Source organism: Flavobacterium sp. GSP27, assembly GCF_003970395.1.
Classification (GTDB): domain Bacteria; phylum Bacteroidota; class Bacteroidia; order Flavobacteriales; family Flavobacteriaceae; genus Flavobacterium.
The window spans coordinates 47,408-62,577 of record NZ_RYDP01000015.1; the positions used below are offsets into that span (position 1 = coordinate 47,408).

The 15,170-nt window shown below is 33.5% G+C and carries 10 protein-coding genes; all 10 read right to left on the minus strand.

All coding sequences use genetic code 11. From position 1 onward, the window contains the following. Nucleotides 1-46: 46 nt before the first annotated feature. Nucleotides 47-481 carry a response regulator gene (locus EKM05_RS12475; protein WP_126459855.1) on the minus strand — a complete coding sequence of 145 codons (435 nt, stop codon included), beginning with the start codon at nt 479-481 and terminating at the stop codon, nt 47-49. Between the two features lie 2 nt (nt 482-483). Further along, nucleotides 484-3,096, minus strand: coding sequence for an ATP-binding protein (locus EKM05_RS12480; protein WP_126555767.1), 2,613 nt, complete (start codon nt 3,094-3,096; stop codon nt 484-486). Between the two features lie 29 nt (nt 3,097-3,125). Further along, nucleotides 3,126-3,677, minus strand: a complete 552-nt coding sequence (locus EKM05_RS12485; RefSeq protein ID WP_126460145.1) for an AraC family transcriptional regulator — start codon at nt 3,675-3,677, stop codon at nt 3,126-3,128. Between the two features lie 325 nt (nt 3,678-4,002). Next, nucleotides 4,003-4,485, minus strand: coding sequence for a hypothetical protein (locus EKM05_RS12490; protein ID WP_126555770.1), 483 nt, complete (start codon nt 4,483-4,485; stop codon nt 4,003-4,005). 3 nt (nt 4,486-4,488) lie between these two features. After that, a complete protein-coding gene (locus EKM05_RS12495) occupies nt 4,489-5,166 on the minus strand; it encodes a peptidoglycan DD-metalloendopeptidase family protein (protein WP_126459846.1) in 678 nt (225 codons plus the stop codon). A 340-nt stretch (nt 5,167-5,506) separates the two neighbouring features. After that, nucleotides 5,507-7,915: a thiamine pyrophosphate-dependent enzyme gene (locus EKM05_RS12500; protein ID WP_126459843.1), complete on the minus strand. Its 2,409-nt coding sequence runs from the start codon at nt 7,913-7,915 to the stop codon at nt 5,507-5,509. 186 nt (nt 7,916-8,101) lie between these two features. After that, nucleotides 8,102-10,849, minus strand: coding sequence for an aminopeptidase (locus tag EKM05_RS12505; RefSeq protein ID WP_126555821.1), 2,748 nt, complete (start codon nt 10,847-10,849; stop codon nt 8,102-8,104). A gap of 198 nt (nt 10,850-11,047) precedes the next feature. Beyond that, the gene (locus EKM05_RS12510) at nt 11,048-11,776 is read right to left on the minus strand and encodes a TIGR00730 family Rossman fold protein (RefSeq protein WP_126459840.1); all 729 of its coding nucleotides are present in this window, start codon (nt 11,774-11,776) and stop codon (nt 11,048-11,050) included. Nucleotides 11,777-11,896: 120 nt separating this feature from the next. After that, nucleotides 11,897-12,256 (minus strand): cupin domain-containing protein, encoded by a 360-nt coding sequence (locus EKM05_RS12515; protein WP_126459837.1) that lies wholly within the window; start codon nt 12,254-12,256, stop codon nt 11,897-11,899. Nucleotides 12,257-12,292: 36 nt separating this feature from the next. After that, nucleotides 12,293-15,124, minus strand: coding sequence for an excinuclease ABC subunit UvrA (gene uvrA / locus EKM05_RS12520; protein ID WP_126555773.1), 2,832 nt, complete (start codon nt 15,122-15,124; stop codon nt 12,293-12,295). Between the last annotated feature and the right edge of the window lie 46 nt (nt 15,125-15,170).

The window sequence follows — 15,170 nt, forward strand, 5'->3', positions numbered from 1 at the left end:
GTCTATAAAAGTTACATCATTCACACTTAAAAAAAGGGATTTAGTATCACATTCTATCCATGAACCAATTCAATTCCTTTGTCATTTTTTGATATTTAAAAATAGTTTTGATATTTTTATTTAACCGAATAAAGGCAGTTTCACTTTTTACTACATAATCAAATGCTTTGTGATGCATACAGTTTACTGCAATTTCAATCTTATCCTGTGAGGACAACATGATCACTGGAATATCTGGATTGAAAGCTTTAATTTGATCTAAAGTTTTAATTCCGTTTATGGCATTTTTCTCAATACCATCAAGTTGGTAATCTAAAATGATCACATCTGGATTATTGGATATATTTGCCAAGCAGTGTTCACCGGTAGAGAAGGTTTCAACGATAAAATCAGTATTTGTGGTAAATTCAATTTCTAAAGATTTTAAAAATAATGCATCATCATCTACTAAGAAGATTTTTATTTTATTTTCGTTTTTCACTATTATGTGTTTTTAATTATATTAAGTTCTTCCTCTAGTTCAATACAGGCTTGCAGACAAATTTTTTCTAGTTGTAATACTAAATCATATATTCCCTCTGATTGATCTTGTGTAATTGCAAAGTTCTGAATTTTTTTTGCCATATTTTCAAAATCACTGTTAATACCCATTATGGCAAATGAAGGGATCATTTTATGAGCAGCAGCGCCTAATAATTTCCAGTTTTTGTCCTCTAAACTTTGCTTTATAGTATTCATTAAAGGCGGTGTTTGTACTAAATACAGGGATATCATTTCCATCATTAAGGTTGGATTTGATTTTGTTTTTTGATTCAAATAAATCAAATCAATACATTTTATTTTTTTCTCTTTACTATTGTTTTCCTTTAAACCGTTATTAAGTTTTTCACTCAGTTTTTCCAGTTTTGGTTTTTTTAATATTCCAACAATTTTGCTGTACAGCAGTCTTTCATCAACTGGTTTTGCAAGGTGGTCATTCATTCCTACCGATTTGCATTTAGCTAAATCAACTGTGGTGACATCAGCAGTTAAAGCAATAATTGGGACTTTTGAATTCATTTTCTTACGGATATACTCTGTAGCTTCAAATCCGTTCATCTCTGGCATTTGTAAATCCATTAGAATAATGTCGTACTCTTTCGCTTTTAGTTTTTCGATAGCTATTTTCCCGTTTTCGGCAATATCGCACTCAAATCCAAAATCGTCTAATAATGTCTTCATTAGCAATTGATTGAGCGGAATATCTTCAACTACTAAGACTTTAATATTCTTGATTTCGGTATCTAATTCGATTAACTCATTTTCTAATTCAACATCGGCATTTGTTTTCTGAAAACTTAAAGTAAAACTAAATGTAGAACCTTCATTTAGGGTACTTCTTACCCTTATAGTCCCGCCTTGTGGCTCTATCAGCTGTTTGACAATTGCCAGACCTAGTCCCGTTCCTCCGTACAATCGTGAAGTTCCACTGGAAGCTTGTTGAAAATTTTCAAATATTTTGTCTATTTTTTCTTCTGGGATACCAATTCCGGTATCAGTAACGGCAAATTCAATAATGACTCGATCTTCGTCTTCATGTATCAAATGTACGCTTACTGTAATGTTTCCTTTTGATGTAAACTTTACGGCATTGCTCACGAGGTTTAAAATAATCTGATGCAAACGCACCGGGTCTCCCACAAGTACATTTGGTATTTTACTATCGTATTGCTTTATTAATCGTAAGTTTTTTTCTTGAATTTTTGTTTCAAATAAATGCAGCATAGCTGATATGGATGATTTCATTTTGAAAGGTTTTTTTTCAAATGTCATCTTTCCTGCGTCAACTTTTGCTAGATCGAGTATGTCGTTGATCAGCACAATTAGGGCATCACCACTCATCTTAATCGCACTGATGTATTCTTTTTGTTTGGGTGTCAATTCTGTTTTCAAAACCACTTTTGTAAATCCAATGATGGCATTCATTGGGGTACGTATTTCGTGACTCATATTTGATAAGAATTGTTGTTTTGCTTTTACGGCATTCTCTGCTATAATAGTGGCGCTTTCAGCATTTTTTTTAGCTTTTTCAGCAATTTCTGTAGTTAACTCAGCAAAAACTCTGGCCTCAATCAACTCTGTCGCAATTCTTTTTTGCTCAGTAACATCTCTGGCAACAATTACTACACCAAGGATGTTTCCTTTGTCATCTTTGTATACGGATCCGTTGAATAATACATCCGTTAGTTTGCCGTCTTTATGCCGTAGTGTAAGTGGTGAATCTGCAACAGATCCTTTCTCAAATACTTCCTGATATACTTCTCTTGCGTTTTGTTGTTCCGTAAAATAATCAAAAAAATCAGAATCAGTAAGTTCTTCTCGAGGGATTCCTGTGATATTTACTAAGGCTTCATTCATGTCAGTAATTTTTCCTTTGGTATTAATTGTAACCAATGGATCACGACTCGCTTCAATTAAACTGAGTGAATACTGATACGCTAATTTTGCGTTGTACGTAAGTTCCTCTAGTTTTTTATTTACAATTTCTCGTTTTTCTTTTTCTTTACTTTGAAATAAAAGCTCCTTATTGGCAATAACTAATTCATCCGCGCGTTTTTCTTTTTCATTGTTTTGAAAAGCCAATTCTTCATTGGCAATAACTAATTCAGCCGCTCGTTTTTCTTTGATCTTGTTTTGAAAAGCAAGTTCATTGTTTGCAATTTTTAAATCTAGCGCCCATTTTTGTTTTGCACTATCTCTGGCAACAATTAGTACGCCTATTATAGTTCCTAAATTATCTTTGTATACAAAGGCATTAAACAATACATCCGTAAAACTGCCATTCTTATTTTGAATTGTAAGCGGAAAATCAGACACAGCCCCTTTCTGGAGAACTTCATGATAGATGTCTTGTGTTTTTTGTTTTTCTGTAAAATAATCAAAAAAGTCAGAATCAATTAAAAAATCGCGAGTAAATCCCGTTATATGTATTGTCGCTTGATTTATATCCGTAATTTTCCCTTCCGTATTTATTGCAATTATGGGATCCAGACTGGCTTCTATTAAACTTCTTGCGTATTGTGATTCTTGATTTTTAATGATTTCTGTTTTATTTATGAAGGTAGATAAATAAGGTGTTGATTGTTCTAATTTAAATTCCCGATTTCTTCAATTGGGCTTCGTCTTTTATCTTTTAATTTTTTAAAGTGAGAAGGGGAAAGTCCGGTTACTTTTTTGAACTGACTTGATAAATGGGCAACACTGCTGTAATTCATTTTCCAAGCGATCTCAGTTATATTTAATTCGCCGTAAATAATTAATTCTTTGATCCGTTCTGTTTTATGTGAAATTATAAATTGTTCAATTGTGGTTCCCTGCACTTCTGAAAACAAGTTAGATAAATAGGTGTAGTCGTGATTTAAGAGTTGGCTCAAATAATCGGAAAAATTGATCTTAATATTTTCAGTTGAATGGTGCACCATCTCGATAATTATATTTTTAATTTTTTCAATAAGCATTGACTTTTTGTCATCCATCAATTCAAGTCCAGAATCTAAAAGTGCAATTTTTAATTGTTGTCGTTGCTCCAAAGTAATATTTTCCATAATTTCAACTTCTCCTAAATCGACAACCATAAAGTGAAGGTTTAGTTTTTTTAGCTCTTCTTTCACTGCAATTTTACAGCGATTGCTTACCATGTATTTTATATATAGTTTCAAAAATATTTCTTTTACAGTTTAGACAAAAATAGCTTCTAGTAATAAAGGTACATTATATAATTTAACTTATAAGTTATATAATTAAAGGTATTCTATTTTTAATAGGATATTAATCCGAAATATTCAATTGAATTATAGTAATTAATTTTTTACAATTAGTAAATTTCGTTAAATATTTTTCACCAGTAATATTCTAGCAATTTTAAAATAATTGGCATTAAAACTATTTTTGGAATTTAGTATTTCTATTCTGTTTTGCAACAACTATTCCTGAAGAAAAAATGCAGTGCTATTTTTTAAAAAATTATTTCATCAAAAATGAATTTACCCAATCTAATGATTTAATAGAAGAAACTTTATTTTCTTCATTCATTGTAACTCGAAGTTCCTTGTTGGCTACTTTTTTAGTATATGATGCCTTGTATCTGAAAAGAGTACTTCCGTCAAAATTGTTTTTATATACCTCAACTAACTGAAGATCAATAAAAGTTCCATAATATTGGCGAAAACGCGTACAGGTCTTTGTCAGTCTTTCTTCGGTGGTGTTTTTTATTACTGACGTTGTGGCTTCATTGAGGTTAAAAGGCTTGAATTTTGAAGTATTACAGGTCATCAAAACTCGCTTTCCTAACTCATACGCTTTGGCTTTTTGATCCGCATCGATTGCTGTTAAGTCCAGCTTCACAATTTTAGCGTTCTCAAATTCGGGTTCTGGGGCAATTACAATAGTTTTTGATTTGCATCCAATAAGTAAAAGAATGCTAAATACAATAATTATTTTTTTCATGATTTATTTAATTTTTAATAGGATATTAGGATCCGGACAATTTTTCAAATAGTAGCTCAAATCATTTTTGCTGCAGACACCCGGATAATCACCAAGGATTTTTGCTATTTTTTTTATAATCTGAAAATGCAAATGTGGGGCATAATCACCATTGACAGCAGAATCGCCTAATGTAGCCAGCTGACTTCCTTTTTCGTACACATCACCAATATTAATGTTACTAATGCTTTCAAGGGACAAATGACCGTATAAAGTATAGAATTTTTGATTTTCTATTTTATGTTCCAGAATAATAGTGGGGCCATAATCACCCACACCAGTATTGTAATTGAAGCTGTGGATAAATCCGTCTAATGCTGCCAGAACTGGCGTTCCTGCCTTGATCCATAAGTCTAGACCAATGTGAATGTTTCTTTCATCGGTTTTCGTGTCATTAAAAATTTCACTCCGTTTGTATAAATTTCTAATTTCATTATATCCTCCAAACGCAACTTTTGCATTATTTTGAGCTAAATAATCCTCAATATATTCTTCAAAGGCAACTGCGGTATGTATATTTCGTTTTGATAAGATTTCATTTGTATTGGATAAATCTAATGGCAGGTAGCTGTTGTAATCAATTGTTTGATCTATAACTTTAACATTTTGAATGTTGTGTAAGATAGTTTCTAGTTTTGTCATTTATTGGGTTTTAAAAAGCTTAAATTTAAATAAAAAAAGGCTGTATAAAAATTTTACGCCCGCTTTATAACTTTTAATTAGCAGATAGAACCTTTTAATTTGAGTGTACAAGTATAATTTTTAACTCCTAATTTTAAGATTTATTTATAAATAGGTACCGAGTTTAGCAGCTGAATTTTTCTTTTAAAACGTCATCAACTTTTCATGCTTATCCGTTAAATGGGATATACAATCTAATAATGGATTATCTAATGACTGTTTAGAAATGAGTTTGTGTATTTTTTCTATCAAAAAAAATCCCAATCGTTTCCAATTGGGATTCTAATTTATGAATTGGATCTTAGTATAAATTTGGATATTTTGATGGATTTACTTCATTCATCATACCATACACTTTTTCAAAAATATCTTCTATTGAAGGTTTAGAGAAATAATCACCATCTGTTCCGTAAGCAGGTCGATGTGCTTTTGCTGTTAGCGTTTGAGGTTTGCTGTCTAAATAATTATAACCATCTTGATGCTCAATAATTTGTTGTAAAACATAAGCTGAAGCACCACCAGGAACATCCTCATCAATTACTAAAAGACGATTTGTTTTAGCAATACTTTTTACAACATCTTGATTAATGTCAAACGGAAGCAAAGATTGTAGGTCGATAATCTCGCAATCTATACCTATTTCAAGGAGTTCCTTGGCAGCTTGCTGTACTAATCGCAAAGTAGAACCATAGGAAACGAGTGTAATGTCTGTTCCTTGTTTTAAGGTTTCAACTACTCCAATTGGTGTTTTAAATTCGCCATAGTTTAAAGGCATTTTTTCTTTCAATCGATAACCGTTCAGGCACTCAATGACTAAAGCAGGTTCGTCACATTCTAATAAACTATTATAAAAACCGGCTGCTTGAGTCATGTTTCTAGGAACTAAAACGTGAATTCCTCTAATGGCATTTATAATCATTCCCATAGGAGAACCAGAATGCCAGATGCCTTCTAAACGATGACCACGAGTACGGATAATTAATGGTGCTTTTTGTTTTCCTACGGTTCTATAGCGCAACGTAGCTAAATCATCACTCATGATTTGAATTGCATACAATAAATAATCTAAATATTGAATTTCGGCAATAGGGCGAAGACCTCTTAAAGCCATTCCAATCCCTTGACCTAAAATGGTTGCTTCACGAATTCCTACATCGGCAACGCGGAGTTCTCCGTATTTTTCTTGCATTCCTTCTAAACCTTGATTGACATCACCAATAGCTCCAGCATCCTCACCAAAAATTAATGTTTCAGGATATTTAGTAAAAATTGCATCAAAATTATCCCGCAAAATCATACGTCCATCTGTATCTTCCTTGGCATCTTCAGCATAAATAGGCAGAACTTTTTTGACAGAGAACACATTTAAATCCGTTTCCGAAAATAAGTTGCTGCTAAAATTCTTTTGTGTTTTAGCAGTGTAGGTTTTTATCCAAAGTGACAGTTCAGTTTTGCTATTTTCATTTAGGATTAAACGCAATACTTTTCGGGCTGTCACCAGAATTTCCTTTTTCAAAGGAGATTTGATACTGCTTAAATCAACGATATGTTTTAATATTGCTTCTTTGTTTTTGCTGCTTTCGGCTATTTTTTGTAATAGAGCGACTATTTCTTTTTGCTCTTCAATTATGGGTTCTAAAAATGCATTCCAGGCCGCTTTCTTGCCTTCTAAAACATCTTTTTTGGCTTGTGTATCAATGGCTTCAATTTCTTCAGGAGAAGCAATATTGATAGCAATCATCCATAATCTCATTTGACGGATGCAATCATAGTCTTTTTCCCAGGCCAATCGGTCCGTATTTTTGTAGCGCTCATGAGAACCAGAACTGGAATGTCCTTGCGGTTGTGTCAATTCATTTACGTGTATCAAAACAGGAGTATGATTTTCTCGGGCTATAGTGGCAGCTTTTTCATACGTGGCAATCAGGTCTGCATAATCCCACCCTTTTACTCTTAAAATTTCAAAGCCATTTGTGTTTTTGTCTTTTTGGTATCCTTTTAAAATTTCAGAAATATTTTCTTTTGTGGTTTGATGTCTTGCATGAACAGAAATCCCATATTCATCATCCCAAATACTCATTACCATTGGTACTTGTAAAACACCCGCTGCATTGATAGTTTCAAAAAATAAGCCTTCTGAAGTACTTGCGTTTCCTATGGTGCCCCAGGCAATCTCATTTCCTTGATTAGAAAAATTAGCTGCATTTGGTATTCCGGAGACTTGTCTGTAAATTTTTGATGCTTGAGCCAGTCCTAATAAACGTGGCATTTGTCCGGCAGTTGGGGAAATATCAGCGCTAGAGTTTTTTTGTTTTGTTAAGTTTTTCCAACTTCCATCTTCATTTAGACTATGGGTAGCAAAGTGACCGCCCATTTGCCTTCCTGCTGACATTGGTTCTTGTTCGATATCATTATGACCATATAATCCGGCAAAAAATTGTTGGATACTAAGTTCACCAATAGCCATCATAAACGTTTGATCCCGATAGTAGCCAGAACGGAAATCTCCATTTTGGAATGCTTTCGCCATTGCCAGTTGTGGTACTTCTTTTCCATCTCCAAAAATCCCAAATTTAGCTTTTCCAGTTAATACTTCCTTACGTCCTAAAAGACTGCATTCTCTGCTTAATATGGCTATTTTATAGTCATTTAATACTTCGATTTTGAAATCTTCAAATGTCAATGTAGTATTGGTTTTTTCTTTTATCATAATTGAAAAGTATAACTTTGAGGTGCAAATTTACTTAAAAAGTAGCTAGATTCATAATTCATTGAAATAAATATAATTAAATTATTGTAATTTATTCTAATAAAAAGCATCTTATTTTTTTAGTATATGTAATTTTAAAATCAATTCACTAAGAATAGTTTAATAATTAATGAGAATCTTATTGGATTAGAACCATTTTCGATTAAAAAGATTGATTAATGTTTTAGGTGAAAAAGTTACGATGAAGCGTATTTTTTCATTGTAATTGTTTTGGGCAATTTCCCATCCATTTGTAGAATAGACCGGAAAATATAATTCAAAATAATCTGTGACTAAATTTAGGCGTATACCACTGTCATAGACAAATCTTTCTTTTACATTTTTATTTTTGATTAAACCAATGTCACCATATACTTCAATCCAGTTCCAGATACTATAACTGGCATTAAAGCTGGTAAGCCATTGATTGGCATAAGGCGTAGCAATTTTTGATTTAAAACCGCCTTCGGCCAATACATATTGTTGACTAAAAATCCCTGTACTTTCAGACCTTCCAAAATAATTGTAATCAAAAAGGTAATCCGTTGGCCGGTCTAATGCGAAGCTGAAAAAATCGGATTGCGTTTTATTATACAAAAAACTTCCCGCATACAACCGTAAATTAATTTGCCGGTTGTTTTCAAAGAGTTTTCGGTATTCAATTTCACCTGTAATTTTTCCGAATTTACCAGAAATTTGTAGATCCGTAGTAAAATTAAAATGGTTGGTAACTTCTGTTTTGGTATTAATATATCTCGCATCAAAAACAGAATAATTTTCGGGGGAGTTGTCAAGTACCAGGATGCTTTTTTCTTTATTGACAATTACTTGTCGGAATAAGAAAAGCTGTTTCCTATTGTCTCTGAAGTTGGGCTCTCGGATACGCAATTGCACCGTTGGATTTAGTCTAAGATACGCTGCATCCTGTGCATAATGAAAATAGGATCCACTTACTGAATATCGGGCATTATACAGCGTTGTGTTTCTGAAATTTTGGTTGACCACAAAAAATGCTGAACCAGATACGTTATTTGATTTAGTAGAATAAGATGGATTGACATCAAAAACAAAAGGCTTTTCCAGAATGGTTTTGTTATGCAATCTGATGCCGGGAGTTAAACCATCGTATAAATTGTAATATATTGACGGAACATACAGTACTTGATTGTAATAAGGATCCTCTAAGTCTTTCATGAAAACAAACTTTACAGGACGATTATTAGGGAAAAACCCTTCTAATTTCTTCCAGTTATTTCTTAAGTTATATTCTGGAACTTCATTTTTTAGATTTAAAATAATTTTGTCAGCATTATTTCTGGGTATCGTGAAAGTAGTATCGGTTTCATTAATATCCAGCCATTGCTTAAAAACAATTTGACCTTTTTTAGTACCATAAACTGGAATGGGAATAAGAGTTCCAGTTCTGTTTTTAATTGAAAAAGTGATACTGTCTTGGGTTTTTAAGACGCTTGAAAATTTATAATCAATGATGTCTCTTGAATTAATGATTGTATTAAAAAACCAACTGATATCTTTAGTTGTATTTGATTTTAATAAAATTTCAAAATCGGATCTTGATACTTGTTCCAACTGATTTTTTTTATAAAATTGTTGAATACTGGTCTTTACAGCATCATTTAACAAATAATCATCCAGAAACCGAATGCTTAATCCCGCACGGTATTTACTGGCAATTTGTTCATTGAATTTTATTAAAGTGTTCTTTGGATCGCCTAATGGCTGATCCAGATTTTTGCGAGCCATCAACATATAGAAATAACTGTATTGTCCATTAAAGTCAATATTGGTCAGATTGAAACTTTTTAGCAATCGGATGTTTGATGCACTGCCCATCATTTTAGCTTTGGGATGATTTTCATCCATATATTTCATCATCGCATAAACTTGAATACCATCATAAATCCAATTGTCTTTTCTAGGATCCAGATGTAAACTCTTTTTTAAATATTCATTTAAATAGGCTTTTAGAAATTTAATTTCGAAAATAAATTCATCAGAAAAAGGACTTATAAATGAGGGAAGCTGATTCAATCCATAAAACGGATTTTTCTCATAATCCGTTTGGGAAACTACAATTTTTTCGTAAGGATATTTCCCAATCAAATTACTTGCAAAATTCACAATTCGGTCAATTGCAATTGCTTTTTGAATGTTGTCTAATTTGTTGCTTTTCATATCCGTGAGTACTTCAACTGAACTGTTTTTGTAACTCTCAAAATTCAATTTAGGCTCAATGATCAGACTGAAATCAGTTCTGTTATTCCCCCACAATTTGTAGTTTGAAAAGCCATTATTATCAGTTGTTTTCTCACTGTTTAAATCGGATGTTGCTTCTAAAGTAGTGGGTATTTTAAGATCAATTTCAAAGTTAGAAATAGCATTGGCAATATCATCCAGATTATTATTACTATTTTTGATAAAAGCATGGTTTTCATAACGCGCAGGAGTAAGGTACCAGTTTTTAAGGTTTACAGTTCCATTGTTGTGGTAACCAAATTTTGTAAATTTTTCGCTGGGGATTTTAGTAATGTACGAGAGATTTAAATTGATTTTCTGGTTTGGAAGTAGCGGATTTTTTAATTGGACAACTACATAATCAGGATTTTTCTCTGTCCTTTGCCAAGACAAAAACTGCTGAGTGGCATCTGTAATAATTAAATTTATTGTGCTACCACGCTCTTCTTCTTTGGCTAAATGAAATCCTCTATAAAATTCATCCGAAAATCGTTTGGCTAAAGGCGTATTTTTATTGGAAAAGGCATGATTCCAGTCATTCAAAACAATAGATGTCAACGTATCATCGGACTGATTATTAAAAATGATTTCCTGCTTAATATCCAATGTCTTTTTTTCAATATTTAACACTACAGAGATGGTAGAGTGCTGCTGTGCATATTGATTCAATGTAGCTAATAAAAAAAGAATGTAACAGAATATTTTAAGGTATGATTTCAAATTCAGATATTGATTTATTAAAAAAATAAATGTACTTATAATTAGATAGTATTCTTACTAGGGATCTTAAAATAAAACAAAAAAAAGAAGCTGTTTTGAAGCAACTTCTTTTTTTGTTTAAAAATTTGGAGATAAATCGTATTTCTTGTAAAAGGCATTCAGGACGTCAACCACTTCATCTTCTGTATCTACAATTTTAAATAAATTCAAATCTTCGGCATGAACTGTACCTTCTTTTTCCACTAAAACCGTTTTTATCCATTCAATTAATCCTGCCCAAAAGCTGGAACCAACAAGTATAATTGGGAATCGAGCAATTTTTTTGGTTTGTATTAAAGTCATCGCTTCAAATAATTCATCCATCGTTCCAAAACCTCCCGGCATCACTACAAAACCTTGAGAATATTTGACAAACATCACTTTGCGAACAAAGAAATAATCAAAATTAAGGTTTTTATCACTGTCAATATATGGGTTGAAATGTTGCTCAAAAGGCAGTTCAATATTCAATCCTACTGATGTTCCACCACCCAAATGTGCACCTTTGTTTCCTGCCTCCATAATTCCTGGACCACCGCCAGTGATTACACCATAACCGGCCTTACTGATTTTATAGGCAATCTTTTCAGCAAGCAAATAGTAGGGGTCTTCAGGCTTTGTTCTGGCAGAACCAAAAATGGTTACGCACGGACCTATGCGTCCCATGCTCTCATAACCATTAACAAATTCGGCCATGATTTTAAAAATCGCCCAACTATCATTGGTCCTAATTTCGTTCCAAGTCTTTCTTTTCAGTCGGTCTTGGATTACTCTATCTTCGTCGTTATCAAAATCTTCTAATCTCATTTTCAAAAATATATTTTAATTTCTCTTTTTTTTGGAGCTATTTCCTGCTATCCATTTCAATCTTTATTGTTTTAAAGAAAAACAATAAAGGATTTTCATTGCTATCAGGGCTAAGCAAATTTAATACGTTTGCTCTTCAATGGATTTTGTTATTTTAGATATAACTTTACCAGTATGTTCAGTAGTTTTTGATTCTATCAGCATTATTAAACAGTCGTCAGTTGACGAAACTCTGTGGTTTATACCTTTTTTTACCACAAATAAATCTCCTTTTTTCATAGTGAATTTAGGTTCGTTTTCAATTTCCATTAAAAGTTCTCCTTCTACAATGTAAAATAATTCATCTTCATTTTCATGATTATGCCATGGTAAATCTTGGCCTTTGATTTTTGCCACTTTAATAAATTGATCATTAACTTCACCAATTATTTTAGGTGAAAAATAGTTTTCGACACTACTGAACGCTTCTTTTAAATTCATAATTTCCAAAAATTATTTTTTTATTTTTTATGTATACTAAAGTAATTCTTTTTTCAAGAATTGCGCCGTATAGCTTTTCTTATTTTTAATAATTTCTTCCGGAGTTCCTTTGGCAATGAGTTGTCCGCCGCCTTTTCCGCCTTCAGGACCAATATCTATAATATAATCCGCAAGTTTAATCACGTCCATATTGTGTTCGATAATCAAAATCGTATTTCCTTTGTCAACCAGTTTATTGATCACTTCCATCAACACTCGAATGTCTTCAAAATGCAAACCAGTTGTGGGTTCATCCAGAATATAAAACGTGTTCCCAGTATCTTTTTTAGATAATTCTCCCGCCAGCTTAATGCGCTGTGCCTCACCGCCGGAGAGTGTAGTGCTTTGTTGTCCAAGGGTAATATATCCTAATCCAACATCCTGAATAGTTTTTACTTTTCTATAAATCTTCGGAATCATTTCAAAGAACGGAACCGCTTCATCTACTGTCATATTCAACACATCCGAAATGGATTTTCCTTTGTATCGAATCTCCAAAGTTTCTCTGTTAAAACGCTTTCCTTGGCAGGTTTCACATTCTACATATACATCAGGTAAAAAATTCATTTCAATCGTTCGCACTCCAGAACCTTGGCAGGTTTCACAACGTCCGCCTTTGACATTAAAACTAAAACGTCCGGCTTTATATCCCCGAATCAGACTTTCAGAAGTCATCGTAAACAGATTTCTGATTTCGGTAAAAACTTCGGTATAAGTTGCAGGATTAGAGCGTGGCGTTCTGCCAATCGGACTTTGGTCAATATCAATCACTTTATCAATATGTTCCAGTCCTTCAATTTTTTTATACGGTTTTGGTTTTTTGACGCCATTAAAATAATACGCGTTCAAAATAGGGTAGAGCGTTTCATTAATTAACGTAGATTTACCACTTCCGGAAACTCCAGTCACGCAAATCATTTTGCCCAAAGGCAATTCTATCGAAACATTTTTCAAGTTATTTCCGGTTGCTCCGGTCAGTTTTAGGAATTTCCCATTTCCCTCCCGACGTTTTGCTGGAACCTCAATTTTCATCTTCCCATTGAGATATTGTGCCGTAATGGTATTTGAGGCCATTGTTTCTGCAGGAGTTCCAATGCTAATGATTTCTCCTCCGTATTTTCCTGCTTTTGGTCCAATATCAATTACATAATCTGCACGTTCAATCATATCTTTATCGTGTTCTACCACAATTACAGAGTTTCCAATATCGCGTAATTGTTCCAGGGAATGAATCAATTTATCATTATCTCTTTGGTGTAAACCAATACTTGGCTCATCCAAGATATATAAAACACCTACAAGTTGCGAACCAATTTGAGTCGCTAATCGAATGCGTTGTGCTTCACCACCCGAAAGTGATTTAGAGCTTCGGCTTAAAGCCAAATAATCCAAGCCTACATTCATTAAGAAGTTCAATCGATCCTTAATCTCTTTGATGACTTCGGTAGCGATGCGTTTTTGTTTGTCGGATAAATGATTTTCTAAGTCATTAAACCAAACCGTTAGATCCGAAATATCCATATCGCACAATTCGGTACTATTCTTTTCATTGATTTTAAAGAACATCGCTTCTTTTTTCAAACGGGAACCGTCACAAACCGGACATTTTATTTCGTCCATAAATTCCTTTGCCCAGCGCTTGATTGATGTAGAGCCGCTTTCATCATGTTGGTTTTTTATGAAATGTGAAATCCCTTCAAAATCAATTTTGTATTCTCGGGCAACGCCTAAATCTTTTGAGTTGATGGTGAATTTTTCTTTTCCGCCATTCAAAATCATTTCCATCGCTTCCTGCGGAATGGTTTCTATGGCATCCGTCAATTTGAAACTATATTTTTCGCCTATGATTTCAAGTTGCTTAAAAATCCAAGATGACTTGTATTCGCCCAAAGGCGCAAAACCGCCATTTTTTATGGATAATTTTGGATTTGGAATAATCTTTTTTTGGTTAATTTCATTGACTGTTCCTAAGCCATTGCAATGATCACAAGCGCCTTTTGGGGAATTGAAAGAAAATAAATTGGGTTCGGGATTCTGATAGGAAATTCCAGTAGTAGGACACATCAAATTCCGGCTAAAAAATCGTACTTCATTGGAATCTTGATCCAAAACCATCAAGACGTTCTCCCCATGATGCATGGCTGTATTGATGCTTTCCGACAAACGTTTCTCGTTATCTGGGGTGGCTTCAATCACCATTCGATCCACAACAATTTCGATGTCGTGTGTTTTATAACGGTCTAATTTCATTCCCAAAGTAATATCCAATACATCGCCGTTTACGCGAACTTTAAGAAAACCTTGCTTGGCAATTTGTTGAAAAAGCTCCGCATAATGTCCTTTGCGAGACCGAATAACTGGCGCTAAAATATTGATTCGCTTTCCGGTAAAATCTTGAATAATCAAATCTTTGATTTGCTCATCAGAATAAGAAACCATTTTCTCGCCGGTGTTGTAACTGTATGCATCAGCTGCACGAGCATAAAGCAAACGCAGGAAATCATAAATTTCAGTGATAGTTCCCACGGTGGAACGCGGACTTTTACTGGTCGTTTTTTGTTCAATAGCAATTACAGGAGAAAGTCCGTCAATTTTATCCACATCGGGACGTTCCAAGCCACCAAGAAACTGGCGTGCATAAGCCGAAAAAGTTTCTACATAACGGCGTTGCCCTTCGGCATAAATAGTATCAAAAGCTAAGGAGGATTTTCCAGAACCTGAGAGACCGGTAATTACAACCAGTTTTTCCCGAGGAATAGAAACATCTATATTTTTTAAGTTGTGAACGCGAGCGCCTTGAACTTCGATGGTATTGTCTTTGTCTAACATAATTTTTCGCAGATTCCGAATTTTTCGGAAACAAAGTTACTATTTT